General features: G+C 77.3%; 22 protein-coding genes and 1 pseudogene. 15 read left to right on the forward strand and 8 right to left on the reverse strand.

What is annotated here, in order from left to right:
* Nucleotides 1-46: 46 nt before the first annotated feature.
* A complete protein-coding gene (locus F1544_RS15830) occupies nt 47-1,228 on the forward strand; it encodes a PucR family transcriptional regulator (protein WP_308470114.1) in 1,182 nt (393 codons plus the stop codon).
* Nucleotides 1,229-1,234: 6 nt separating this feature from the next.
* Here the strand turns inward: F1544_RS15830 and F1544_RS15835 are convergent, their stop codons facing one another.
* Entirely contained in the window at nt 1,235-1,672 is a 438-nt protein-coding gene (locus F1544_RS15835) for a hypothetical protein (RefSeq protein WP_167587042.1), read from the reverse strand.
* Nucleotides 1,673-1,679: 7 nt separating this feature from the next.
* Nucleotides 1,680-2,291, reverse strand: a complete 612-nt coding sequence (locus F1544_RS15840) for an RNA polymerase sigma factor (RefSeq protein WP_308470115.1) — start codon at nt 2,289-2,291, stop codon at nt 1,680-1,682.
* 140 nt (nt 2,292-2,431) lie between these two features.
* On the opposite strand from F1544_RS15840, the gene F1544_RS15845 reads away from it, so the two are divergent.
* The 7 genes from F1544_RS15845 (at nt 2,432) to F1544_RS15875 (ending at nt 5,761) form a co-directional block, all read left to right on the forward strand.
* Nucleotides 2,432-3,073: an FMN-dependent NADH-azoreductase gene (locus F1544_RS15845; RefSeq protein ID WP_167587043.1), complete on the forward strand. Its 642-nt coding sequence runs from the start codon at nt 2,432-2,434 to the stop codon at nt 3,071-3,073.
* Between the two features lie 149 nt (nt 3,074-3,222).
* Nucleotides 3,223-3,678 (forward strand): Asp23/Gls24 family envelope stress response protein, encoded by a 456-nt coding sequence (locus F1544_RS15850; RefSeq protein WP_167587044.1) that lies wholly within the window; start codon nt 3,223-3,225, stop codon nt 3,676-3,678.
* A 35-nt stretch (nt 3,679-3,713) separates the two neighbouring features.
* A complete protein-coding gene (locus F1544_RS15855) occupies nt 3,714-3,974 on the forward strand; it encodes an Asp23/Gls24 family envelope stress response protein (RefSeq protein ID WP_167587045.1) in 261 nt (86 codons plus the stop codon).
* A gap of 42 nt (nt 3,975-4,016) precedes the next feature.
* A complete protein-coding gene (locus F1544_RS15860) occupies nt 4,017-4,196 on the forward strand; it encodes a DUF2273 domain-containing protein (RefSeq protein ID WP_167587046.1) in 180 nt (59 codons plus the stop codon).
* On the forward strand, nt 4,189-4,635 hold the full coding sequence (locus F1544_RS15865; RefSeq protein ID WP_167587047.1) for an Asp23/Gls24 family envelope stress response protein: 447 nt from the start codon (nt 4,189-4,191) through the stop codon (nt 4,633-4,635). The genes F1544_RS15860 and F1544_RS15865 overlap by 8 nt, the downstream gene beginning before the upstream one ends.
* Nucleotides 4,632-5,183: a DUF6286 domain-containing protein gene (locus F1544_RS26490; protein ID WP_167587048.1), complete on the forward strand. Its 552-nt coding sequence runs from the start codon at nt 4,632-4,634 to the stop codon at nt 5,181-5,183. Before F1544_RS15865 ends, F1544_RS26490 begins: the two co-directional genes overlap by 4 nt.
* 8 nt (nt 5,184-5,191) lie before the next feature.
* Entirely contained in the window at nt 5,192-5,761 is a 570-nt protein-coding gene (locus F1544_RS15875) for a hypothetical protein (RefSeq protein ID WP_167587049.1), read from the forward strand.
* Between the two features lie 105 nt (nt 5,762-5,866).
* Here the strand turns inward: F1544_RS15875 and F1544_RS15880 are convergent, their stop codons facing one another.
* Complete coding sequence (locus tag F1544_RS15880) at nt 5,867-6,349, reverse strand: MarR family winged helix-turn-helix transcriptional regulator (RefSeq protein WP_208971991.1); 483 nt, start codon at nt 6,347-6,349, stop codon at nt 5,867-5,869.
* A 105-nt stretch (nt 6,350-6,454) separates the two neighbouring features.
* Between F1544_RS15880 and F1544_RS15885 the strand changes: the two genes are divergently transcribed.
* A complete protein-coding gene (locus F1544_RS15885; protein WP_167587063.1) occupies nt 6,455-8,236 on the forward strand; it encodes an ABC transporter ATP-binding protein in 1,782 nt (593 codons plus the stop codon).
* Nucleotides 8,237-8,243: 7 nt separating this feature from the next.
* Here F1544_RS15885 and F1544_RS15890 read toward each other — a convergent pair whose 3' ends face one another.
* Together F1544_RS15890 and F1544_RS15895 are read right to left on the reverse strand one after the other, a co-directional pair.
* Nucleotides 8,244-9,584: a GGDEF domain-containing protein gene (locus F1544_RS15890; protein ID WP_167587050.1), complete on the reverse strand. Its 1,341-nt coding sequence runs from the start codon at nt 9,582-9,584 to the stop codon at nt 8,244-8,246.
* 117 nt (nt 9,585-9,701) lie between these two features.
* Entirely contained in the window at nt 9,702-10,265 is a 564-nt protein-coding gene (locus F1544_RS15895; protein WP_167587051.1) for a TetR/AcrR family transcriptional regulator, read from the reverse strand.
* Nucleotides 10,266-10,352: 87 nt separating this feature from the next.
* Between F1544_RS15895 and F1544_RS15900 the strand changes: the two genes are divergently transcribed.
* Entirely contained in the window at nt 10,353-11,960 is a 1,608-nt protein-coding gene (locus tag F1544_RS15900; RefSeq protein WP_167587052.1) for an MFS transporter, read from the forward strand.
* A 71-nt stretch (nt 11,961-12,031) separates the two neighbouring features.
* Nucleotides 12,032-12,478: a ChaB family protein gene (locus F1544_RS15905; RefSeq protein ID WP_167587053.1), complete on the forward strand. Its 447-nt coding sequence runs from the start codon at nt 12,032-12,034 to the stop codon at nt 12,476-12,478.
* A gap of 10 nt (nt 12,479-12,488) precedes the next feature.
* On the opposite strand, the gene F1544_RS15910 is transcribed toward F1544_RS15905, so the two are convergent.
* Nucleotides 12,489-13,115: a hypothetical protein gene (locus F1544_RS15910; RefSeq protein ID WP_167587054.1), complete on the reverse strand. Its 627-nt coding sequence runs from the start codon at nt 13,113-13,115 to the stop codon at nt 12,489-12,491.
* 224 nt (nt 13,116-13,339) lie between these two features.
* Here F1544_RS15910 and F1544_RS15915 point away from each other — a divergent pair, with 224 nt between their 5' ends.
* The gene (locus tag F1544_RS15915; RefSeq protein ID WP_167587055.1) at nt 13,340-13,984 is read left to right on the forward strand and encodes a PilZ domain-containing protein; all 645 of its coding nucleotides are present in this window, start codon (nt 13,340-13,342) and stop codon (nt 13,982-13,984) included.
* A gap of 48 nt (nt 13,985-14,032) precedes the next feature.
* Here F1544_RS15915 and F1544_RS15920 read toward each other — a convergent pair whose 3' ends face one another.
* A complete protein-coding gene (locus F1544_RS15920; RefSeq protein WP_373368089.1) occupies nt 14,033-15,514 on the reverse strand; it encodes a CCA tRNA nucleotidyltransferase in 1,482 nt (493 codons plus the stop codon).
* 135 nt (nt 15,515-15,649) lie between these two features.
* Here F1544_RS15920 and F1544_RS15925 point away from each other — a divergent pair, with 135 nt between their 5' ends.
* Together F1544_RS15925 and F1544_RS15930 are read left to right on the forward strand one after the other, a co-directional pair.
* Complete coding sequence (locus F1544_RS15925) at nt 15,650-16,126, forward strand: NUDIX hydrolase (RefSeq protein ID WP_167587056.1); 477 nt, start codon at nt 15,650-15,652, stop codon at nt 16,124-16,126.
* Between the two features lie 7 nt (nt 16,127-16,133).
* Nucleotides 16,134-18,353, forward strand: coding sequence for a DUF6049 family protein (locus F1544_RS15930; RefSeq protein ID WP_167587057.1), 2,220 nt, complete (start codon nt 16,134-16,136; stop codon nt 18,351-18,353).
* A 6-nt stretch (nt 18,354-18,359) separates the two neighbouring features.
* On the opposite strand, the gene murJ is transcribed toward F1544_RS15930, so the two are convergent.
* Nucleotides 18,360-20,078, reverse strand: coding sequence for a murein biosynthesis integral membrane protein MurJ (gene murJ, locus F1544_RS15935; RefSeq protein WP_208971992.1), 1,719 nt, complete (start codon nt 20,076-20,078; stop codon nt 18,360-18,362).
* Between the two features lie 155 nt (nt 20,079-20,233).
* Between murJ and F1544_RS15940 the strand changes: the two are divergent.
* Nucleotides 20,234-20,952 (forward strand): annotated as a pseudogene (locus tag F1544_RS15940) (hypothetical protein); the annotation flags it as partial.

Raw genomic sequence — 20,952 nt, forward strand, 5'->3', positions numbered from 1 at the left:
ATCCACCTGGATGACGGCGAACCGGTCCGCGCGGCAGACTGCCCTCGTGCCCACGCCACCCGCCGCGCCCCCGGCCGAGCTGCAGGAGCTCGTCGACGCCGTCGCGGAGGGCACGGGCGCCCCGGCGACGCTGGAGGACCGCGAGCTGCACCTGGTCGCCTCCTCGGGTCACGACGACGTCATCGACGAGGTGCGGCGCCGCTCGATCCTGCGCCGTCGCTCCTCCGCCGCCGTCCAGGAGCTGTTCGCCGGGTTCGGCATCGCGGGCGCCGACGCCCCGCTGCGCATCCCCGGGGACCCGGCCGCGGGGCGCCTGCCCCGGTGGTGCGTCCCCGTCCGCTGGCGATCGGTCACCTACGGCTACCTCTGGCTGCTCGACCCCGACGCCCGCGTCACCGCGGCGGCGCTCGCCTCCGTGGCCGACGTCGTCGAGCAGGTCGCCGCGACCCTGGCCGTGCGCTCGCGGGCCCGCGACCGCTCCCGCTGGGCCGTCGGGGAGCTGCTGTCCGCCGACGCGGGGGCCCGGGCGGGCGCCGCCGAGGAGCTGGCGCGCGAGGGGCTGCTGCCCGGCGACGGCCGGCTCGTGGTGGTCGCGCTCGCGCCCGCCGACGGCGCGCCCGCGGGGCCCGTGAACTCGTGGCTGCTGCCCCGGGCGGTGCTCACCTCCCCCGTCGGCGGCCGCGCCGCCCTCGTCGTGCCCGCCGGCGACGACCCCGCGACGGAGGAGGACCGCGCGGCCCGCCTCGCGGCCCGCGCGGCGCAGACGCTGCTCGCCCAGCACCCCGCCGGGGTCGACGCCGGGGTGTCGGGCGTCGTCGCGGCCGACCGGGCCCACCTGGGCTGGCGGCAGGCCGACGCCGGGCTGCGGGCCGCCCGGCTGGCGCGGGGCACCGGACCGGCGGCGGAGCGGGGGACGGGCGAGGTCGACGTCCGCGCCTGGTCGGCGCTCGGCGCCCACCGCCTCCTGGCGCTCGCGGACGCCGACGGGCTGCGGGGCGCCGTTGTCGACGAGCGGGCCCGGCGCCTGCTGGCGGGGGACCCGGAGCTGCTGCGCACCGCGCGGGCCTACCTCGACCTCGCGGGCAGCGCCCAGCGCACCGCCGCGAGCCTCTCGATCCACCGCCAGACGCTCTACCACCGGCTGCGGCGCATCGCCGACGTCACCGGCTACGACCTCGACGACGGCCGGGACCGCCTCGCCCTGCACCTGGCGCTCGTCCTGGGGTGAGGGCGCTCAGTCCCGCGGGTCGACGTCGGTGACGTGGACGTCCGCGCGGACCCCGTCCGCTCCGGGCGACAGCGCCCCGAGCAGGACCGCGAGCTCGGCGACCACGGCGGCGCGGACCGCGGCCGCGACCTCGTGCAGCGACTCGCCGAAGCGCACCGAGAGCTCGACGACGACCTGCTGCAGGACGTCCTCCTCGCCCGTCGTGCAGAGGATGCGCGCGGCCGTCGCGCCCGGGACCGCGTCGACCGCCGTCCGCAGCTGCGCCACGACGACGTCGGACGCCACGAGGAAGTCGCCCAGGGCGTGCCGGCCGCGGACCGGCGCGGAGGGGCGGAAGGCCGCCGCGGCGCGCGCCAGCACCGCCTCGCGCACCCCGGACCACGTGGAGTCGGTGTGCGCGCGCAGCAGACCCGTCGCCCGGGCGAGGTCCTCCTCCGCGCTCACGCGTGCCTCACCGCCATGCCGCGAGCGTAGTGACGAGCGAGGCGCGTGCCCGCTCGAGCAGGCCGCGCACGACCGTCGGGGTGACGTCGAGGACGGCCCCGACCTCCGCGTAGGACAGCTCCTCCACCTCCCGCAGGATCCACGCCGAGCGCTGCCGCTCGGGGAGCAGGCGCAGGGCCGCGTCGAGGTCGGCCAGCAGCTGCCCCTCCTCGCTGACGCCCGCCGGGTCGGCGCGCGGGTCGACGGCGTCGACGAGGTCCGCCGGGTCCACCGCCCGCAGCTGCGGGCGGGTGCGGTTGCCCGCCGCGCGGCGCTGCTCGGCGAAGGCCTGGTGGCGCGCCAGCGTGAACAGCCAGGTGCGCACCGCGGCCTCGCCGCGGAAGGACGGCAGCCCGCGCCAGGCCGCGAGGAACGCCTCCTGCACGCAGTCCTCCGTGGCGCCGTCGTCGTGCAGGAGCCGGCGCGCGTAGCGGTGCAGCGCGGGCCCGTGCCGCTCGACGAGGGCCGCGAAGGCCCCGCGGTCGCCCATGGCCGCCCGGCGCGCGAGGACGTCGTCGTCGACCTCGGCGGCGTCCGCCGGAGCACCGGGGGCGCGCGCGACGAGGCCCCGACCGCGCACGACCCTCCTCGGGCGCGGGCCGCGGCCCCCGGTCCCGGAGGGCGCCCGCGCGAGACTGGATCGCACCAGCCCCGACCGTGATCGGCAACTCGGGCGGCTAGCGTGTCCGCGCGACCCGCCCCCACCCGAGGAGACCCCGGATGCCCCACCTGCTGCAGCTCGACTCCTCCATCAGCGGGGCCGGCTCGAAGTCCCGGCAGCTCACCGCGGCCTTCGCCGACGCCTGGCGCGCCCGCGGCCCCGAGCACACCGTCACCCACCGCGACCTCACTGCGGACCCGCTGCCGCACCTGCTGGACAACGAGCTGCACTGGCCGCCGCACCTGCGCGCGCCCGGCGCGACGCCGCCCGCCGACGTCGAGGCCGTGCAGGCCGCGGTCATCGCCGAGCTGCTCAGCGCCGACGTCCTGCTCGTCGGGGCCCCGCTCTACAACTACTCGCTGCCCTCGACGCTGAAGGTGTGGGTCGACCACGTCCACGTCCCCGGTGTCACCACGCCCTTCGACGGCAGCGCCCAGCCGCTGGCCGGGCGCCCGGCCGTCGTGGTCTCCACCGCGGGCGCGACCTACGACGTGGGCTCACCGACGGCGGACTGGGACCACGGCGTCCCCGTGCTCGACATCGTCCTGGGGACCGCCTTCGGGATGCCGGTGACGGTCGTCAAGGCCACGCGCACCCTGGCCGCGCGCCTGGAGGGCATGGCCCCCGAGCGCACCCGCGCCGACGAGGAGTTCGAGGCGGCGCGCGCCCGCCTCGCGGAGCTGGGCGCGACCCTGGGCTGAGGCCCCCGGACGGGGGTGTGGCGCAGGTCACGCGTCCTCGACCGTGAGGTTCGGGGCCGCAGCGACTCCCACCTGGTGACCGACCGCTGCGGCGGCCGGTCACCCCGCCGGGCACCGGTGGGGCAACCAGCGTCCGAGGAGCAGCCCCCATGACCGAGAAGACCCTCACCCCCGCCCCCGCCGGCTCCGTGTCCCCCGGCCGCCTCTCCAGCAACCAGGGCACCACGTCGATCGCCGACACCGTCGTCTCCAAGATCGCAGGCATCGCGACCAAGGACGTCTCCGGCGTGCACGCGGTCGGCGGCGGCGCGGCCCGCGCGGTCGGCGCGCTGCGCGAGCGCATCCCCGGCGGTCGCACCAACCACTCCCAGGGCGTCTCCGTGGAGGTCGGCGAGAGCCAGGCCGCCATCGACCTCGACATCATCGCCGAGTACGGCGTGGCCATCGACGACCTCGCGACCGCCGTGCGCCGCAACGTCATCGACTCCGTCGAGCGCATGACGGGCCTGCAGGTCACCGAGGTCAACATCTCCGTCAACGACATCCACCTGCCCGAGGACGACGTCGAGGACGACGACACCGCCCGTCCCGCGCGCGTCCTGTGACGCCTGCCGACCCCCGCACCCCGGGGACGGCCGCGGTGGACGAGCTCGCCGAGCTCGTCCTGGCCGTCCCCGGCGTGGCCCGGCTGCACCCCGGGCGCTTCGGCGAGGTCGCGACCTACCTGCCGGGGCGCCGGGTCACCGGCATCCGCAGCGGTCGCGACGCCGTGGAGGTGCACCTCGTCCTCGCGGCGGGGCACCCCGCCCAGGCCGTCGCGCAGCAGGTGCACGCCGTGGTCGCGGCCCGCGTGGACCTGCCCGTGCAGGTGCACGTCGAGGACGTCCTCGACGCCGTCTGACCTCCTTCCCCCCACCGCTCGTCCCTCGTCCCGGGAGCTCTCGTGTCACCTTCCCTCGCCGGCCTCTTCGCCGGTCTGCTCCTCGCCCTCGTGGCCGCCGTGGGCGGCCTCGGCTGGTTCCTGCTGGCCCTGCTGCTCGGCGTCGTCGGCTACCTCGTCGGCGCCCACCTCGAGGGCCGCATCGACCTGGCCGGTCTCCTGCCCGGCCGCAGCCGTGGCTGAGCCCGCCACCGCGGTGCTCGCCGGGCACCCGGCGCCGACCGCCCCGCCCGCCCTCGCCGAGGCCGGGGCGCGCGGCCGGCTCGTGGTCGCCGACCGCGTCGTGCAGCGCATCGCCGAGGCGGCCGCGGCCGGCGTCGACGGGGTCGCCCCGCGCACGTCGTCGGACGGCAGCCTGACCGGGAACGTGACCACCGCGGTCGGCGGCGCCCTCGGGCGCACCCTGCCGCGCGCCTCCTGCGTGCGGGCGGGCTCCCGCGTGCGGGTCGAGATCGAGGTCGCGACCCTCTGGCCGCGCCCCGCGGCCGAGGTCGCCGCCCGCGTCCGCGACCGGGTCGCCGAGCGCCTGGAGGCCCTCGCGGGCGTCCGGGTCGACGCCGTGGCCGTCACCGTCGCGAAGGTCGTGCTGTCCGCGGCCCCGACCCGGGCGAGGGTCCGGTGAGCGCCGAGACCGGCACCCGCCGCGCCGCACCGCCCACGGGCTCCGGCCCGGTCGGGGTGGTCGGCCCGGTGCTGGCCGTCCTGCTCGTCGCCCTCGGCGCCCTGCTGGTGCGCGAGGCCCTCGTCACCGGCGGCGTCGTCGGCGGCTCCACCTGGCTGCCGCCGGCCGCCGGCGCGCTGGACGGCACCGCCCCCGGCGGCGCCGCGATCGCCGTCGGGGTCGTCGCCGCCCTGCTGGGGCTGTGGCTCGTCGTCGTCGCCCTGCGTCGGCGCACCCGCCGCACGCTCGCGGTCGGCGCGATGTCCTACCTCTCCGCCCGCGACGTGGCCCGGCTCGCGGCCGGTGCGGCGCGCGACGTCGACGGCGTCCTGGACGTCTCGGCGGAGGCGACCCGCAAGCGCGTCCTCGTCCGGGGCCGCGCCACCTCCCGGGACGGGGTCGAGGAGCCGGTGCGCGCCGCCGTCGCCCACCAGCTGTCCGCCCTGACCACTCCGCCGGCGATCGTCGTGCGGCTGCGCCCCGAGGACGACGAGGGAGGTGCACGGTGAAGCGCTCCGTGCTCGCACTGGACCGCGTGCTCGTCCTGCTGCTCGGGCTCGTGCTGCTCGTGGGCGGCGTCGCGACGGCGCTCTGGGGCGCCGGCCGCCTGCCGGCCGCGGTCACGGCCCCCGAGGAGCTGCGCACCGGGGCCCTCACGCGGGCCTTCGACGCCTCGTGGTGGACCGCTGCCGCGGCCGTGGGCGGGGTCGTCCTCGCCCTGCTCGGCATCCGCTGGCTCGTCGGGCACCTGCCGGCGCGCGCCGGTGGGACCGTCGCCCTCACCGGCAGCGCCCCCGGGCGCCGACTGGCCCTGGACCTCGACTCCCCCGTCTCGGTCGCGGCCGACGTCCTCGGCACCACCGCCGGGGTCCGCTCGGCCCGCGGCAGCCTGTCGCGCGGCCCGCGCGGCGGACGGATCGTCACCCTGCGTGCCGTCGTGGAGCCGACCGCTGACATCCCGGCGGTCGTGACCGCCGCGGAGGGCGTCTGCGAGGACGTCCTGGGCGTCATCGGCCGCACCGACGTGCAGGCCCGCGTGCAGGTGGCCGTCGCCCGCCGGGCGCGCGGTCTGCCCCGCGCCTCCTAGGGGCCTGCGCCTCCTAAGGCCCCGCGCCTCCTGGGCTCCCCGCTGCGACGCCGTCCACCCCCCGGGTGGGCGGCGTCGTCGCGTCCGGGGACCGGGGACCTGAGCTCATGGGCGGGCCGGGGCGCCCGCCCCGTCGTCGTCCAGACCCGCGTCGACGCGCTGCAGCAGGGTCCGCAGCGCCGCCCGCTCGTCGGCGTCCAGCACCGCGAAGGCCGCGGCGGCCGACGCCCGCGAGCGCCGGCGCAGCTCGGCGTGGACCTGCTGCCCGGCCTCGGTCAGGAGCAGCCGCCAGGACCGCCGGTTGCCCGGGTCCTGCTCGCGGCGCAGCAGGCCGGCCTCCTCCAGCGGGTCGACGAGGTCGGTCACCGAGCGGGGCGCGATGTGCAGGTGCTCCGCGAGCTGGCCCATGCGCGGCGGCTCGTCGCTGTGCGCCACGACGCGCAGGACGCGGCCCTGCGCGGGGGTGATGCCCAGGTCGCCGAGGTCGGCGCCCGCGCGGCGGCGCAGCCGCCACTGCAGGGACCGCAGGAGCTCGGCGAGCTCGACCGCGTCGGAGTCGACCTGCTCGGTCCGGGAAGAAACGCTCACGCGGCGAGCTTACCTGATGCTGAGGTAACCTCACTGTGAGGAGACCGCACCGACCCAGGAGGTCCGCCCGTGCGCGGTGACCCCGCTCGTGACCCGTTCCGCCCGATGAAGCACACCCCCGAGACCGGCGCTCGCCCCGGCGCCGCCGAGCTGCGCCGCGTCGCGCAGCTGTTCCGCCCCCACGTCCGCACCCTCGCCGTCGTCGGGGCGCTCATCGCCGTCGGCGCCGTCGCCGGCGTGGCCAGCCCGTTCCTGCTGCGCGAGATCGTCGACGTCGCGCTGCCCCGCACCGACCTGCGCCTGCTGGCGTGGCTCGCCGGCGGTCTCGTCGCCATCGCGGCGATCGGCACCGTCCTCGACGTCGTCCAGGGGCTGCTGACCAACCGCATCGGCCAGGGCGTCATGCACGAGCTGCGCGTGCGCCTGTACGCGCACCTGGAGCGCATGTCGCTCGGCTTCTTCGCCCGCACCCGCACGGGCGAGGTCCAGTCCCGCATCGCCAACGACATCGGCGGCATGCAGACCGTCGTCACCAGCACCGCGACCGACTTCGTGCAGAACCTCACGACCGTCGTCGTCACCGCCATCGCCATGCTCGCCCTGGACTGGCGCCTCGCGCTGCTGTCCTTCGCGATCATGCCCGTGTCGCTGTGGCTGAACCGCCGCGTCGGCCGCCTGCGCCGCCGCATCACCGCGCAGCGCCAGCGGCAGATGGCGGAGATGTCCGCCACCGTCGAGGAGACGCTGTCGATCTCCGGGATCCTGCTGACCCGCACCACGGGCCGCTCGCCCGAGGTCGTGCGCCGCTTCGCCCAGCAGTCGCAGGACGTCTCCGCCCTCGAGGTGAGCTCGGAGATGGCCGGGCGCTGGCAGTGGTCGGTCATCACGCTGACCATGGCCGCGATCCCCGCCCTGACCTACCTGCTGGGCGGGCACCTGCGGGGCAGCGGCACCGACCTCAGCGTCGGCACCCTCGTCGCGCTCGTCACCCTGCAGGGGCAGCTGTTCCGGCCCCTCGGCAGCCTGCTGCGCATCGTGGTGCGGCTGCACGCCTCCATGGCGCTGTTCACGCGCGTCTTCGAGTACCTGGACACCCCGCCCGAGGTCGTCGAGTCCCCGACGGCCGTGGCGCTGCCGGCCGTGCGCGGGCACGTGGAGCTCCGCGACGTGTCCTTCGCCTACCCCGGCGCCGCCACCCCGACGCTCGAGCACGTCGACCTCGACGTCCCCCCGGGCACGTCGCTGGCCGTGGTCGGCGCCACCGGCTCCGGCAAGACGACGCTCGGCTACCTGCTGGCCCGCCTCTACGACGTCGACGGGGGCTCCGTGCGGATCGACGGCACCGACGTCCGCGACGTCACGGCGCGCTCGCTGTCCGACGCCGTGGGCGTCGTGACGCAGGAGACGTTCCTGCTGCACGCGAGCGTCGCGGACAACCTGCGCTTCGCCCGGCCCGACGCCACCGACGCCGACCTGGAGCGCGCGGCCCGCGTCGCCCAGGTGCACGACCTCATCGCCTCGCTGCCCGAGGGCTACGACACCGTGGTGGGCGAGCGCGGCTACCGGTTCTCCGGCGGCGAGAAGCAGCGCATCGCGCTGGCCCGCACCGTGCTGCGCGACCCGCCCGTCCTGCTGCTGGACGAGGCCACCAGCGCGCTGGACACCCGCACCGAGCGGGCCATGGCCGGGGCGCTCGCGGAGCTGTCCGCGGGCCGCACGACCATCACGATCGCCCACCGGCTCTCCACCGTGCGCAGCGCGGACCAGATCGTCGTGCTGGACGCCGGCCGGGTCGTCGAGCGCGGCACCCACGCCGAGCTCAGCGCCCGCGGCGGGCGCTACGCCGAGCTGGTGGCGGCCGACGAGGCCCGGGTCCCCTCGGCCTGACCGGTCCTCAGCGGGCGCGACGCTCCGGGCCGTCGGAGCGCGGGGCCGCGGCCGTCGCGGCCCGCCGCAGGTCCTTGGCCACCGCGACGGCGTCGTCGACGCGGGCCAGGACCGAGCGGACGCCCGTGTCGAAGGACGCGCGGCACTCCGACTCCCGGGCCAGGACCACCCCGGCGCTGACGCCGACGAGCTGGTCGGCGTCGCGCCGCCCGCGGCTGGGCAGCGGGGCAGGCGGGACCCAGTCGGTGACGCGGGCCAGGATGCCCGCGGCGTCGGCCTCGCTCAGCCCCGGCAGCACCACCGCGAACTCGTCGGCGCCCAGGCGGCCCGCCGTGGCCGACAGCGGCAGCTGCGAGCGCAGGTGCTCGGCGAAGGCGATGAGCAGCGCGTCCCCCGTGGGGTGGCCGTAGGAGTCGTTGACGGCGCGGAAGCCGTCGAGGTCCGCGGCCAGCACGCGCAGCGGCTCCCCCGACGCGGCCGCCTCCGCGAGCGCCAGGGTCAGCCGCTCCTGCAGGAGGCTGCGCGAGGCCACCCCGGTCAGGGCGTCGCGCTGCGTCGTCTGCACGCGCTGCGACGCGCGGGCCCGCAGGGCCCGGGTGGCGACCCGCAGCGAGTGCTCCAGCTCCCGCACGGGGGTCACGTCGCGCGAGACGAGGACCGCCCCCGCGACCGCGCCGTCGGCGTCCAGCAGGGCGCTCGCCGCGGCCACCAGGCGCAGCTCCCGCCCGTCCAGGCGCGTGGTGTCGATCTCGACGTCGCGCCACGGGCGGCCGGCGCGGAAGGCCGCGAACATCGTCTCCAGGTGCAGCGCGAGGCGCGGCGGGTCGGCGCGGTACATCTCCGCGATGGGCCGCCCGACGACGTCCGCGGCGCGCACGCCCCACAGCTGCTCGGCGCCCGCGTTCAGCGACCGCACCACGGCGTCGCCGTCGACCGTGACGATGGAGTCGCCGGAGTCCTCGAAGTGCCGCTCCAGCGGGCCGCGCCCGGCGACCGCGCGCAGGCAGCCCAGGTGCAGCGCCTCCCCGGCGGGACCCGTGGCGCTCCAGAGCGTCAGGTCACCGGTGACCGCGGCCCCGTCGCGGTGGCGCAGCAGCACCCCACCCGCCGTCGATGTCAGGGGCCGGCCGACGAGGTCCTCGAGCGGGCGGCCGAGCGCGTCGGGCGCGGACCAGCCGAAGGTCGCGGCGGCCGCCGGGTTCCAGGCCAGCACGAGGCCCGCGTCGTCCACGGTCCAGGCCGGGTCGGGGAAGGCGGCCCAGACGTCGACGAGGTGCTGCGGGGCGTCGAGGTGCTGGGGCCCGTCGAGGTGCTGCGGCGCGTCGAGCGCCGGGGGCGAGGTCTGCACGTCCCGTCCACCTCCTCGTCGTCGTGCGGGTCCGTCGAGGGAGTCATCGGCGCGCGCGGGCGCCGGCACGAGCAGCCGAACGGGTTGCTCCCGGCCCTGCCCGCAGCCGGCGCCTGCTCAGCCGGCGGCGGGCAGGCCGGGGAGCGCGGCGAGGACCTCCTCGACGTCGGGGGGCACGACGCCCATCGACGCGCTCATCCACAGCCCGTCGCCGACGAGCTGCACGACCCGCGACAGCGCCCGGTCGCCCAGCTCCTCCTCGATGGCCACGCGCCACGCCTCGGAGATCTCGGTGAAGGCCTCCACCGCGCGGCGGTCGGCGTCCTGGACCAGGCGCAGGGCGGCGATGGTCGCGCGCTGCAGCGGGTCGCCCGAGGCGACCACGGACGTGCGGACGTAGTAGCGCGCCGCGCCCTCCGGGGCCGAGCGCATGCGGGCGAGGTCCTCCTGCGCGAGCGTGCGCAGGCGCCCGAGCAGGCCCTCGACGAGGGCGTCCTTGGTGCCGAAGTGGTAGAGCAGCCCGCCCTTGGAGACGCCGGCGGCCGCGGCCACCGCGTCCAGGGTCGCGGCGCGCGGGCCGGCCTCGGCGAGCAGCTGCTCGACCGCGTCGAGCAGGCGGTCCCGGGTGGAGCGGGCCGCGGTGGTGGCGGCGTCGGGAGCGGAGGGCGTGCGGGACGGCATGGGAAGAGGTTAAGGACTCGGACCGTTGACCGTCCAGACGGTACAGTCGTGCCCACCCCCCGCCGACCCGCACGCAGAGACGACGAGATGACCCCGCCCTCCCCGACCAGCGCCCCCCGACCCGACCCGCGCCTCGACGCACCCGCCGCCGCCCCCGCGAAGGCCACCGCCCGCCAGTGGGCCGCCCTCGCCGTGCTCGTGCTGCCCGTGCTCCTGGTGTCCGTCGACACGACGGTCCTGAGCTTCGCGCTGCCCTTCATCAGCGAGTCCCTCGCGCCGAGCGGCACGCAGCTGCTGTGGATCGTCGACGGCTACTCCCTGGCGATCGCGGGGCTGCTGGTCCTCATGGGCACGCTCGGCGACCGCTTCGGCCGCCGCCGCCTCCTCGTCGTCGGTGGCGCGGGCTTCGGCGTCGTCTCGCTCCTGGCCGCCACGGCCGACTCCGCGGAGGGGCTGGTCGCCGCCCGCTTCGCCCTCGGCGTGTTCGGCGCGACCCTCATGCCGTCGACGCTGTCGCTGCTGCGCAGCACCTTCACCGACCGCGAGCAGCGGCGCACGGCCTTCGCCGTCTGGGCCGGGGGCTTCGCCGGTGGTGCCGCGCTCGGCCCGATCGTCGGCGGCTGGCTGCTCGAGCACTTCTGGTGGGGCTCGGTCTTCCTGCTCAACGTGCCCGTCATGGTGCTGCTGCTGGTGCTCGCGCCGATCCTCGTCAGGGAGAGCCGCGACCCGGCCCCGGGGCGCGTGGACCTGCTCAGCGCGGCCGTGTCGATCCTCGCCATGGCCGGGGTCGTCTACGGCATCAAGGCCCTGGCCGACGCGGGGCCGAGCCTGCCCGCCGTCGCGGCGCTCGTCGCCGGCGTCGCGCTCGGCGTGCTGTTCGTGCGGCGGCAGAACACCCTGGCCGACCCGATGCTGGACGTCGCCCTGTTCCGCATCCCGGTCTTCCGCACGGCCGTGCTGGCGAACCTCATGAGCATCCTCGGGATGACGGGGATGCTGTTCGCGACGTCGCAGTACCTGCAGCTCGTCCTGGACCTGCGGCCTGTACCCGCGGGCCTGCTGCTGCTGCCGGGCGCCGTCGGCTCGATCGTCGCGGGCCTGCTCGCCGCACGCCTCGCGCGCCGGTTCCGCCTCGACCTGCTCATCGCCACGGGCCTGCTGCTGGGCAGCGCCGGGTACGTCGTCGCGGCCTTCCTCGGCTCGGGGGACGCGGTGCGCGGCGCGGTCCAGCTGGCGCTCGCCTTCGTGCTGCTCTCGGCCGGGGCGGGGCTCGCCGAGACCCTCACCAACGACGCGATCCTCTCCACCGCCCCGCCGGAGCGCTCCGGCGCGGCCTCGGCGATCTCCGAGACGGCCTACGAGGTGGGCGCGGTGCTCGGCACCACGCTGCTCGGCAGCCTGCTCAACGCGGTCTACCGCTCGCAGGTCCAGCTGCCCTGGAACCTCGGCGGCGGCGAGGGGGACGCGGCCCGGGAGACCCTCGGCGGCGCGGTCGACCTCGCCGGCCGGCTGCCCGCGGGCGCGGGCGGGCCGGAGCTGCTGGCCAGCGCCCGCGAGGCGTTCAGCGCCGGGCTCGACGTCACGGCCGCGGCGGGCGTGGCCCTCACGGCGGCGGCCGCGCTGGTCGTCTGGCGGCAGCTGCGGCCCGCGGCCCGGTCCGGTGCCCGGGAGGTGGCGGAGCCGGTGCGCGCGTAGCGTCGGCGCTCCGTCCACCGTCTCCCGTCTCGGACCCGCCGTCCCGCGTCCGCCGTCCCCCGGAGGAAGCCGTGCCGAAGAAGTCGCCGTCGCCGAAGGTCACCAAGGCCGGTCACGCCCGCCAGTCGGAGCTGCCCAGCACGCTGCAGCGCTCGGACACCAAGGCGCAGGACACCTACGCCAAGGCCCACGACTCCGCGGCCGAGTCCTACGACGGCGATGAGCAGCGCGCGAACCGCGTCGCGTGGGGCGCGGTCAAGCACACGCACGAGAAGGTCGGGGACCACTGGGCGCCCAAGGAGGGCGGCCGCAAGGGTCCCTCCGACCCGCAGTCCGAGGGCGGCGCGGACACGGACCGCCGCTCCTCCGGCGGCGTGGACGAGGGGGCGACCAAGAGCCACCTCCTGGACCTGGCCCGCGAGGCCGACGTGAAGGGCCGCTCCTCGATGAGCAAGGCCGAGCTGGTCGAGGCGCTGCGCAAGGCCAACGACAAGGCGACCGCGGAGGCCCGCTCCTGACGCGACGCCGTCAGGAGGCTTGAGCGGACCCGCCGAACAGGGCGGCCGCGAGGCGCGCGTGCGCCGCGTGCAGCTCCCCGGCCTGCCGGGCGGAGCGCTCCAGCAGCTCGCCGAAGGCCGCGGCGCGCAGCTGCGGGTGGGCCGCGGCCCGGTCGCCCAGCACGCGCCACACGGCTTCGCGCCGGCGCAGGGACGCCTCCAGCGCCTCGAGGTCCAGCAGGACCTGCACGGCGCTGCGCCGGGGCGCCGCGGCCGCCGGGACCCGGTCCAGCACGGGCAGCCGCTGCAGCAGCGGCGCGAGCTGCCCGACGCGCGCGGACGCCCAGGTCAGCCCGAGCACGGCCCAGTCGGTGCCGATGCCGAGGTCGCGCATGACGGCCCGCAGCGCCGCGCGGTCGGCCGCCACCTCGCGGCGCAGCCGCAGCAGCGCGTCCCGCTCGGCGCCCAGCTCCTCGGAGCGGGCGGCGCGGCGCAGGTCCGCGGCGAGCGACCCGGCGGCCGCCAGGTGCTCGTTGAGGTAGACCGCGAGCGCCGGGTCCACGGGCGCGGGGGTCGCCGGGGCGGCAGCCGTCGGGCGTGCGGCGGGTGGCGCCGGTGGGCGGCGCAGGCGCAGCACCGGGGTGGGCACGCGGAGCACGGGAACCTCCTCGGTCCGGTCAGGGCGGCGCCGACGCTACCGGCGGCCGGGCCCGGCGGCACCGCCGGACCCGTCCACCCGCGCCGCAGAGCGTCACGGCTCGCCTCCCGGGCGAACGGGTGACCTGCGGCGTTCGGATGGAGTCACCCCCGTTCGTGACGTAGCGTGTGCGCGTGGTCACTCGAATGACCGCAACGGTGCGAGGACCTGAGACGGGGGCACGGATGAACGGTGCGCAGGGCAGCCTGCTCATGACGGAGGGACCAGCCGTCGACACGATGGTCACCCTCATGCCGACCTCGTCGGCGACCGTGCACACCGCGACCGTGCGGTCGTGGACCGCGAGCGCCGCCGGCCTCGTCGTCACCAGCTACGTCAGCGCCACCCCGGAGTCCGTCGCGGCGCTCGACGGGCAGCGCGTCTGGGTCAGCACCGAGGCCCAGGAGGACGGCTCCGTCGTCCCGCACGCCGTCTTCCAGGCCGTCGCCCAGGCCCACCGCGACGACGAGCTGGCGCTGACCGGCGTCATGCTGCTGGCCGCGGAGACGCGCCGCGGCGCGGTCCGCGCCACGACGTCCGTGCCCGCGCACCTGAGCACCCCCACGGGCGACAGCGACGCCGTCACCGTCGACATCTCCCGCACCGGCGTCCGGCTCGAGGGCCGCTTGCTGCCGCGCGCCCACGAGGAGGTCGACCTCTCCCTCGACCTCCAGGAGGGGGTCGAGGTCCGCGCCCGCGGCGAGGTCCTGCGCGTGGACGAGTCCACGGGCGAGGCCGTCGTCCGCTTCGTCTCGCTCGACCGCGATGCCGCGGACGCCCTCGAGCGCAGCGTCCTCATCGAGCTGGCGCGCCAGAACCGCGACGACTGACCCGCCCCTCCGTGATCGTGCAGGTACTCCCTGCATGATCACGGCGGGTCAGGCCCCGGTCTCCCCCTGCTGGGACTCCGGCTGGTCGGCCCACCAGCGGTGCAGCTCCTCGACGGCGGTGTCACGGTCCAGCGGGCCGCGGTCCATGCGCAGCGCCAGCAGGTGCTGGTAGGCGCGCCCGACGACGCGGGACGGCCCGATCCCCAGGACCTCCATGATCGCGTTGCCGTCGAGGTCGGGGCGCACGGAGTCGAGCTCCTCCTGCTCGCGCAGCCGCGCGATGCGCACCTCGAGGTCGTCGTAGGCCGCCTCCAGCCGTCGCGCCTTGCGCTGGTTGCGCGTCGTGCAGTCGCTGCGGGTCAGCTTGTGCAGGCGCGGCAGCAGCGGCCCGGCGTCGGTGACGTAGCGGCGCACGGCGGAGTCCGTCCACTCCCCGTCGCCGTAGCCGTGGAAGCGCAGGTGCAGCTCGGTGAGCTTCGCGACGGCCTTCGTCGTGTCGTTGTCGAAGCGCAGCGCCTTCATCCGCTTGGCGACGAGCTTCGCCCCGACGACCTCGTGGTGGTGGAAGCTCACGCCGCCGCCGTCCTCGAAGCGCCGCGTGCGCGGCTTGCCGACGTCGTGCAGCAGCGCGGACAGCCGCAGCACCAGGTCCGGGCCGGGCACCTCGCCGTCCGGGCCGTCCTCGCGGCCGATGGCCTGCTCGAGCACGGTCAGGGAGTGCTCGTAGACGTCCTTGTGGCGGTGGTGCTCGTCGATCTCCAGCTGCAGCGCCGGCAGCTCCGGCAGCACCTGCTCCGCGAGCCCCGTGTCCACCAGCAGCCGCAGCCCCGCCACCGGGTCGGGGGCGACGAGCAGCTTCTCCAGCTCGGTGCGCACGCGCTCCGCGGAGACGATGGTGATGCGCTCGGCCATCGCGGTCATCGCCGCGACGACCTCCGGGGCCACCCGCATCGACAGCTGGGCCGCGAACCGCGCGGCCCGCATCATCCGCAGCGGGTCGTCGGAGAACGACTGCTCCGGCGTGCCGGGCGTGCGCAGCACTCCCGCGGCGAGGTCGGCCAGCCCGTCGTGGGGGTCGACGAAGTCCAGCGACGGCAGCTGCAGCGCCATGGCGTTGACGGTGAAGTCGCGCCGGGACAGATCCCCCACGAGGTCGTCGCCGTAGGAGACCTCGGGCTTGCGGGAGGAGGCGTCGTAGCTCTCGGCGCGGTAGGTCGTGACCTCGACGACGACGTCCTCACCCGCGACCGTGCGGCGGGCCCCGATGGTCCCGAACTCCCGGCCGATCTCCCAGTAGGCGTCGCCCCAGGCGCGCAGCAGCTTCGCGGTGACGTCGGGACGGGCCGACGTCGTGAAGTCGAGGTCCGCGGAGCGGCGGCCGAGGAAGGCGTCGCGCACGGGTCCGCCGACGAGCGACAGGTCGTGGCCCGCGCCCGCGAAGACGCGGCCGAGGTCGACGAGCACGCTCATGACCGGTTCGAGGGCCCCGACCGCGCGGCGCCGGGCGTCCTCGAGGGCCGCGGCCAGCACGGCGGCACCGGGGCCCGCGTCGCGGGGGGCGGGCGGGGGGGCGGAGGGACGGGGCAGCACGGTGGTCAAGGGTGCCAGAGCCCGGGAGCGCTCGAGCGTGCCGAAGGCCTCAGGAGCGCTGGCTACAGTGAGCCGATGGTCAAGCCTGCGAGGGATCCGCGACGGCGGCTGCCCACCGTGCAGGAGACCTCCTCCGGTGGGCTGGTCGTCGACACCTCCACGGGCACCCCGCGCGCCGCGGTGATCTGCCGGGTCAACCGGGCCGGGCGCCACGAGTGGTGCCTGCCCAAGGGCCACCTCGAGGGCGCCGAGACGCTCGAGGAGGCCGCGGTCCGCGAGATCGAGGAGGAGACCGGCATCCGGGGCCGCGTCGTCGAGCCGCTGGGCAGCATCGACTACTGGTTCTCCGCCGAGGGGCGGCGCATCCACAAGGTCGTCCACCTCTTCCTGCTGCTGGCCACGGGCGGGCACCTCACCGTCGAGAACGACCCGGACGCCGAGGCCGTCGACGTCGCGTGGATCCCCCTGCCGGAGCTCGACACCCGCCTCGCCTTCCCCAACGAGCGCCGGGTGGCCGAGGCCGCCTCGCACCGCCTCAGCGAACTCGCGTGAGCCGCGGGTGACGCCGCGCCGGCCGGGGAGGCTCGCGCGCGGGGCGACGGCGGCCGCCCTGGCGCTGGGCGTGGCCGCGGTGCCCGCGTCGGGGGCCGTCGCGGCCACGACGTCGCCCTCCCGCACGAGCCCGTCCCCCTCCGCGACGTCCGCCGCGGTGCTGCCGCTGACCGTCACCCTCCTGCAGGTCACCCCCAGCTCCTACGCCGCCGACGACCCGGCCCGCGCGGTCGTCACCGTGCGCGTCCGGGTCCGCAACACCTCCCGCGCGACGGTCGCGGGCCTGCAGGCGCGCCTGGTCGTGCAGCGCTCGGCGCTGGTCACCCGGCAGTCGGTGCAGGGCTGGGCGCAGGCCCCGGCGAGCCGCTCGCTCGGCAGCAGCACGGTCACCTCCGAGCGGGTCGCCGTGGGCGCGCCCGCCGAGGGGGGCGGCGAGCTGCTCGCGGGCGGCGAGGCGGAGGTCGTCCTGACGCTCGCGGCCGCCGACCTGCCGCGCGCCGGCGGGGCGCACGCCGCGGCCGTCGAGGTCCAGTCCGGGACCCGCCGGGCGGGGCTGGTCCGCACCTTCGTCACGGCCGCGGCCCCCGGCACCGCGCCGACGAAGGTGACCCTGCTGCTGCCGCTGGTCGCCGGGCGCACCGGTGAGGCGGGTGGGGACGCCCCCGTCGACGGCCTCCTGAGCGCGGACGAGGTGGGCGAGCAGCTCGGCGCCGACGGCCGCCTCACCCACCTGCTCCAGGCCGTCCCCGACCCCCGCGTGTCCTGGGCCGTGGACCCGGCGCTGCTGGACTCCGTCGCGGCGCTCGCCACCCCCGCCGCGGCGGCCGCGCCCGCTGCGGCCGCGGCCGGGACGACCCCGTCGCCGAGCGCCGCGAGCGGCGAGCAGGCGGCCGCGGCGGCGTGGCTGGCCGCGCTGCGGACCGCCTCCGCGGGCCGCGACGTCCTCCCGCTGCCCTACGCCGACCCCGACCTGGCCTCGCTGGCCCGGACGACGGCGGGCGCATCGCTGCTGGCGGCGGCGAGCGGCGGCGATGCCGTGCGCAGCCAGCTCGGCGACGCGGGCGCCGACGTCCTCGACGGGGTCGCGTGGCCCGCCGACGAGGCCGCGGGCCCGGCCCTGCTGGAGGTCCTGGCCGGGGCCGGGGACCGCGCGGTCGTGCTCGACGACGACAGCACCCCCACGACCGACGACGACCTGACCTACACCCCGACGGGCCGCAGCGACCTGGACGTCGACGGCACCGAGCTCGCGGGCCTCGTGGCGGACTCGACGCTGTCCGGCGTGCTCGCCGACGTCTCCCGGCCCGACGCCGGCGCCGCCCTCGTCCAGCGCTTCGTCGCCGAGGCCGCCACCACGAGCCTGCAGCGGCCCAACGACGGCCGGAGCCTGCTCGCCGTCGCCCCCCGCTCCGTCGACCCGGACCCGGCGACGATGACGGCCCTGACCACCGCCCTGCAGGACTCGGGGTTCGCGCAGCTGCAGGGCGTCGAGGAGCTGCTGGCCACGCCCGCCCCCGACGTCGCGCGCAGCGGCCCGGTGCTCCCGGCCGACGCCGCCCGGGCGCAGCTGCCCACGGCGCACGTGGCCGCGGTGAGCGCGGCCGTCGCCGACGTCGACGCCTTCGGCACGGCCCTGCAGGGGGAGGACCCGGCGCTGGAGGACCGGCGCCGCGCGGCGCTGGCGCTGCTGTCGGCGAGCTGGCGGGGGCACGCGGGCGGCCTGCCGGACGCCCGGCGCCGGCTCGCGGACGCCATCGGCGCCCTCGCCGAGGGGGTCCGGATCGTGGGCGGCAGCACCCGCAACCTCGCCGCGACCCGCAGCGAGCTGCCCGTGACGGTCGTCAACGAGCTCGACGTCCCCGTGCGCGTCCAGGTCGTCCTGCGCGCCCGGGCCCCCCGCGTGCAGCTCACCGCGGTGCCCGAGCAGACGATCGCCGCGCACAGCCAGGTCCGGGTCGCCGTGCCGGTGCGGGCGCTGGCCAACGGCAGCGTCGTCGTCGACGCCACCCTGCGCTCGCCGGGCGGCTTCCCGATCGGCGCGACCGTGCCCGTGACCCTGAACGTCCGCATGGGCGTGGAGGGCTGGATCACCGGGGCCGTGGGCGGGCTCGCGGCCCTGCTGCTGGTCGTCGGGGTGGTGCGGGCCGTGCGCCGCCCGCGGCGGCGGATGGACGAGGCCGAGCAGGCGCTGCCCGTCGGCGAGGCGTCGGGCGCCGAGCGCGGCTGACCGGGCTCAGCCCCGCCGCAGGCCCGGGACGCGGCGCAGCAGCGGGGACAGCAGGTCCTCGAGCTCCCGGACCCGCATGAGCCGGCAGAGCACCGCGAAGACGGCCAGCACGACGAGGCCGCCGACCACCACGATGCCCGCGCTGCCCAGCCGCGTGTCGTCGAAGCCGGCGCCGAGCCGCGCGACCGCGGTGCCCGCGAGCGCCGAGGCGACGCCGACGATCAGCAGCCGGACGAGGGTCCGCAGCAGCCGGTGCCCGTCGATCCCGCCGCCGTCGAGCGCGCCGAAGCGGTGGCGCAGCAGCACGAGGCCCAGGACGCAGCCGACGACGTTGGACAGGCTCATGAAGGCGCCGATGCCGATGACCTGCCAGCGCGGCTCCAGCAGGAACCAGCAGACGGCGTTGCCGACGGTCGTGATGACGGCGACGACGGCCTGCACCGTGAAGGGCGTGCGCGCGTCCTCGTAGGCGTAGAACACCCGCTGCACGAGGTACGTCACGCTGAACGGCACGAGCCCCGCGGCCATGGCGACGAGCACCCAGCCGATGGGCCGGCCCCGGTCGAACATCGCGGCGCCGATCGACGGGCCGAGGGACACGAAGGCGGCGGTGGCCAGCACCCCCGCCGCGGCGACCGTGCGGGCGCCGGAGGAGAAGTCGCGGCGCACGGCGCGCACGTCACCGGCCACCGCGGACCGGCTCAGGCGCGTGAACAGCGCCGTCACGAGGGACACGGCGACGAGGGCGTGCGGCAGCATGAACAGCAGGTAGGCGTAGGTGTAGGAGTTGCCCGAGGCCCCGTTGACGCCGGCGCGGTTCAGCGCGAAGCCCGCGGACGTCATGACCTGCGACGTCGGGATGAACGCGAGCTGACCCAGGGCGACCCCGGCGAAGGTCCAGCCCGCCACCCGGCCGGCGCTGCCGAGGCCCATGCCGCGGAAGCGGAACCGCGGGCGGTAGCGGAACCCGGCGCGGTGCAGCGGCCACACGAGGATCACCGCCTGCAGCGCGACGCCCGCCGTGGCGGTACCCGCGAGCAGCGCGACCATGCCGGGCGTCCACGCACCGGCGGTCAGGACGTCGCCGTCCGGGAAGAGGGCGATGAAGACGGCGATGCCCGCGATGGCGACGACGTTGTTCAGCACGGGCGCCCACATGTACGGCCCGAAGCTGCCGCGGGCGTTGAGGACCTGCCCGAGCACGGTGTAGAGGCCGTAGAAGAACACCTGCGGCAGGCACCAGAACGCCATGGCCGCCCCGAGCACGAGCCAGTCCTGGGTCCAGTCCTTCGCGTACAGGCGCACGACCAGCGGGGCGGCGAGGGTGATGACGACGGTCGCGCCCGCCATCATCAGCAGGGCCAGGGTGATGAGCCGGTCGACGAACTCCCGGCCGCCGTCGGGCAGGCGGAACGCCTTGACGATCTGCGGCACGAGGACGGCGTTCAGGACGCCGCCCGCGATGAGGATGTAGAAGTTGTTCGGCGCCTTGTTGGCGACGTCGAACACCTGACCCCCGACGCCCGCCGACGTGCCCCCGACGGCCGCGACGAGCACGGCGGCCCGGACGAACCCCAGCACCCGCGACACGAGCGTCCCCGACGCCATGAGCGCGCTGGAACGCGCGAGCGAGGCCGCGCCGTCGCCCGCGTCTCGGCGGGGCACGGGCGGGGCCGGGTCGGTCGCGGCGGGACCGCCGGGCGCGGGGTCGGGTGCGGTGCTCACGCCACGATGGTCGCCGATCCGCGGCCCGTCGTGTGCCCGGCACCCCGCGACCGCCCCCGTGCGGGGACCCGACGGGCGCCGCCGACGCGCCCGGCCCACCCGTCCGGCCCCGCGACGCCGTCAAGGCGCGGGGCCTGCGTGCCGACCACCACGGCATGGGAAGGGGAGCGCGTGCGGCGGCGGCCTCGCTGCTGACCGCCGCGCTCCTCGTCCCTGCCAGCTCCCTCGCCGCCCCGCCCGCCCACGCCGAGCCCGGCGTCACCGCGGCCGCTCCCGGCAGCGCCCGCCTGCAGGAGCGCGCCGACGCCCTGCGCGCCCGCGTCGAGGGGCTGCGGCTGCAGGCAGAGATCGCCACCGAGGCGTACAGCACGGCCCAGACCGAGGCACAGGCGGCGATGACCGCCGAGGTGCGCGCCCAGGCCGTGCTCGACGCGGCCGACGGCACCAGCCTGCGCCGCCACTCCGCCGCCACCCGGCGCGTGCGCGCCCTCTACATGGGCGGCGGCGCCCCCGCCGTCCTGTCCAGTGCCCTGAGCAGCGCCGGGGACCTGCACGCCGTGGCCGCGCACCTGCGCCTGGCCCGCACGGTCGTCGCCGCGGACGCCGCGACGGTCGTCACGGCGCACGGGTCCGCGCAGGACGCGGCGCGCGCCGAGGCCCGGCTGACGGAGGTGCGCCGGCAGCAGGTCGCCGCCCGGGAGGCCGCTGCCGCGGCCCGCACCGAGGTCGAGTCCGCCCTCGCGGAGCAGCAGGGCCTGCTCGCCGGCGCCGACCGGGCCGTCGTGGAGGCCGTCGCGGCCGAGGAGGAGCAGGCCCGGCGCGACGCCCTGGCCGCCGCGGCCGCCCGCGCCGCCGCCGCCGGCGTCGCCGACGC

Source organism: Kineococcus rubinsiae (genome assembly GCF_011839805.1).
Lineage (GTDB): Bacteria > Actinomycetota > Actinomycetes > Actinomycetales > Kineococcaceae > Kineococcus > Kineococcus rubinsiae.

Bases quoted from the DNA above. Each gene is read 5' to 3' on its own strand.
- F1544_RS15915 (WP_167587055.1), top strand. From the start codon at position 13,340: ATGAACGGTGCGCAGGGCAGCCTGCTCATGACGGAGGGACCAGCCGTC.
- F1544_RS15850 (WP_167587044.1), top strand. From the start codon at position 3,223: ATGACCGAGAAGACCCTCACCCCCGCCCCCGCCGGCTCCGTGTCCCCC.
- F1544_RS15845 (WP_167587043.1), top strand. From the start codon at position 2,432: ATGCCCCACCTGCTGCAGCTCGACTCCTCCATCAGCGGGGCCGGCTCG.
- F1544_RS15900 (WP_167587052.1), top strand. From the start codon at position 10,353: ATGACCCCGCCCTCCCCGACCAGCGCCCCCCGACCCGACCCGCGCCTC.
- F1544_RS15885 (WP_167587063.1), top strand. From the start codon at position 6,455: ATGAAGCACACCCCCGAGACCGGCGCTCGCCCCGGCGCCGCCGAGCTG.
- F1544_RS15895 (WP_167587051.1), bottom strand. From the start codon at position 10,265: ATGCCGTCCCGCACGCCCTCCGCTCCCGACGCCGCCACCACCGCGGCC.
- F1544_RS15925 (WP_167587056.1), top strand. From the start codon at position 15,650: ATGGTCAAGCCTGCGAGGGATCCGCGACGGCGGCTGCCCACCGTGCAG.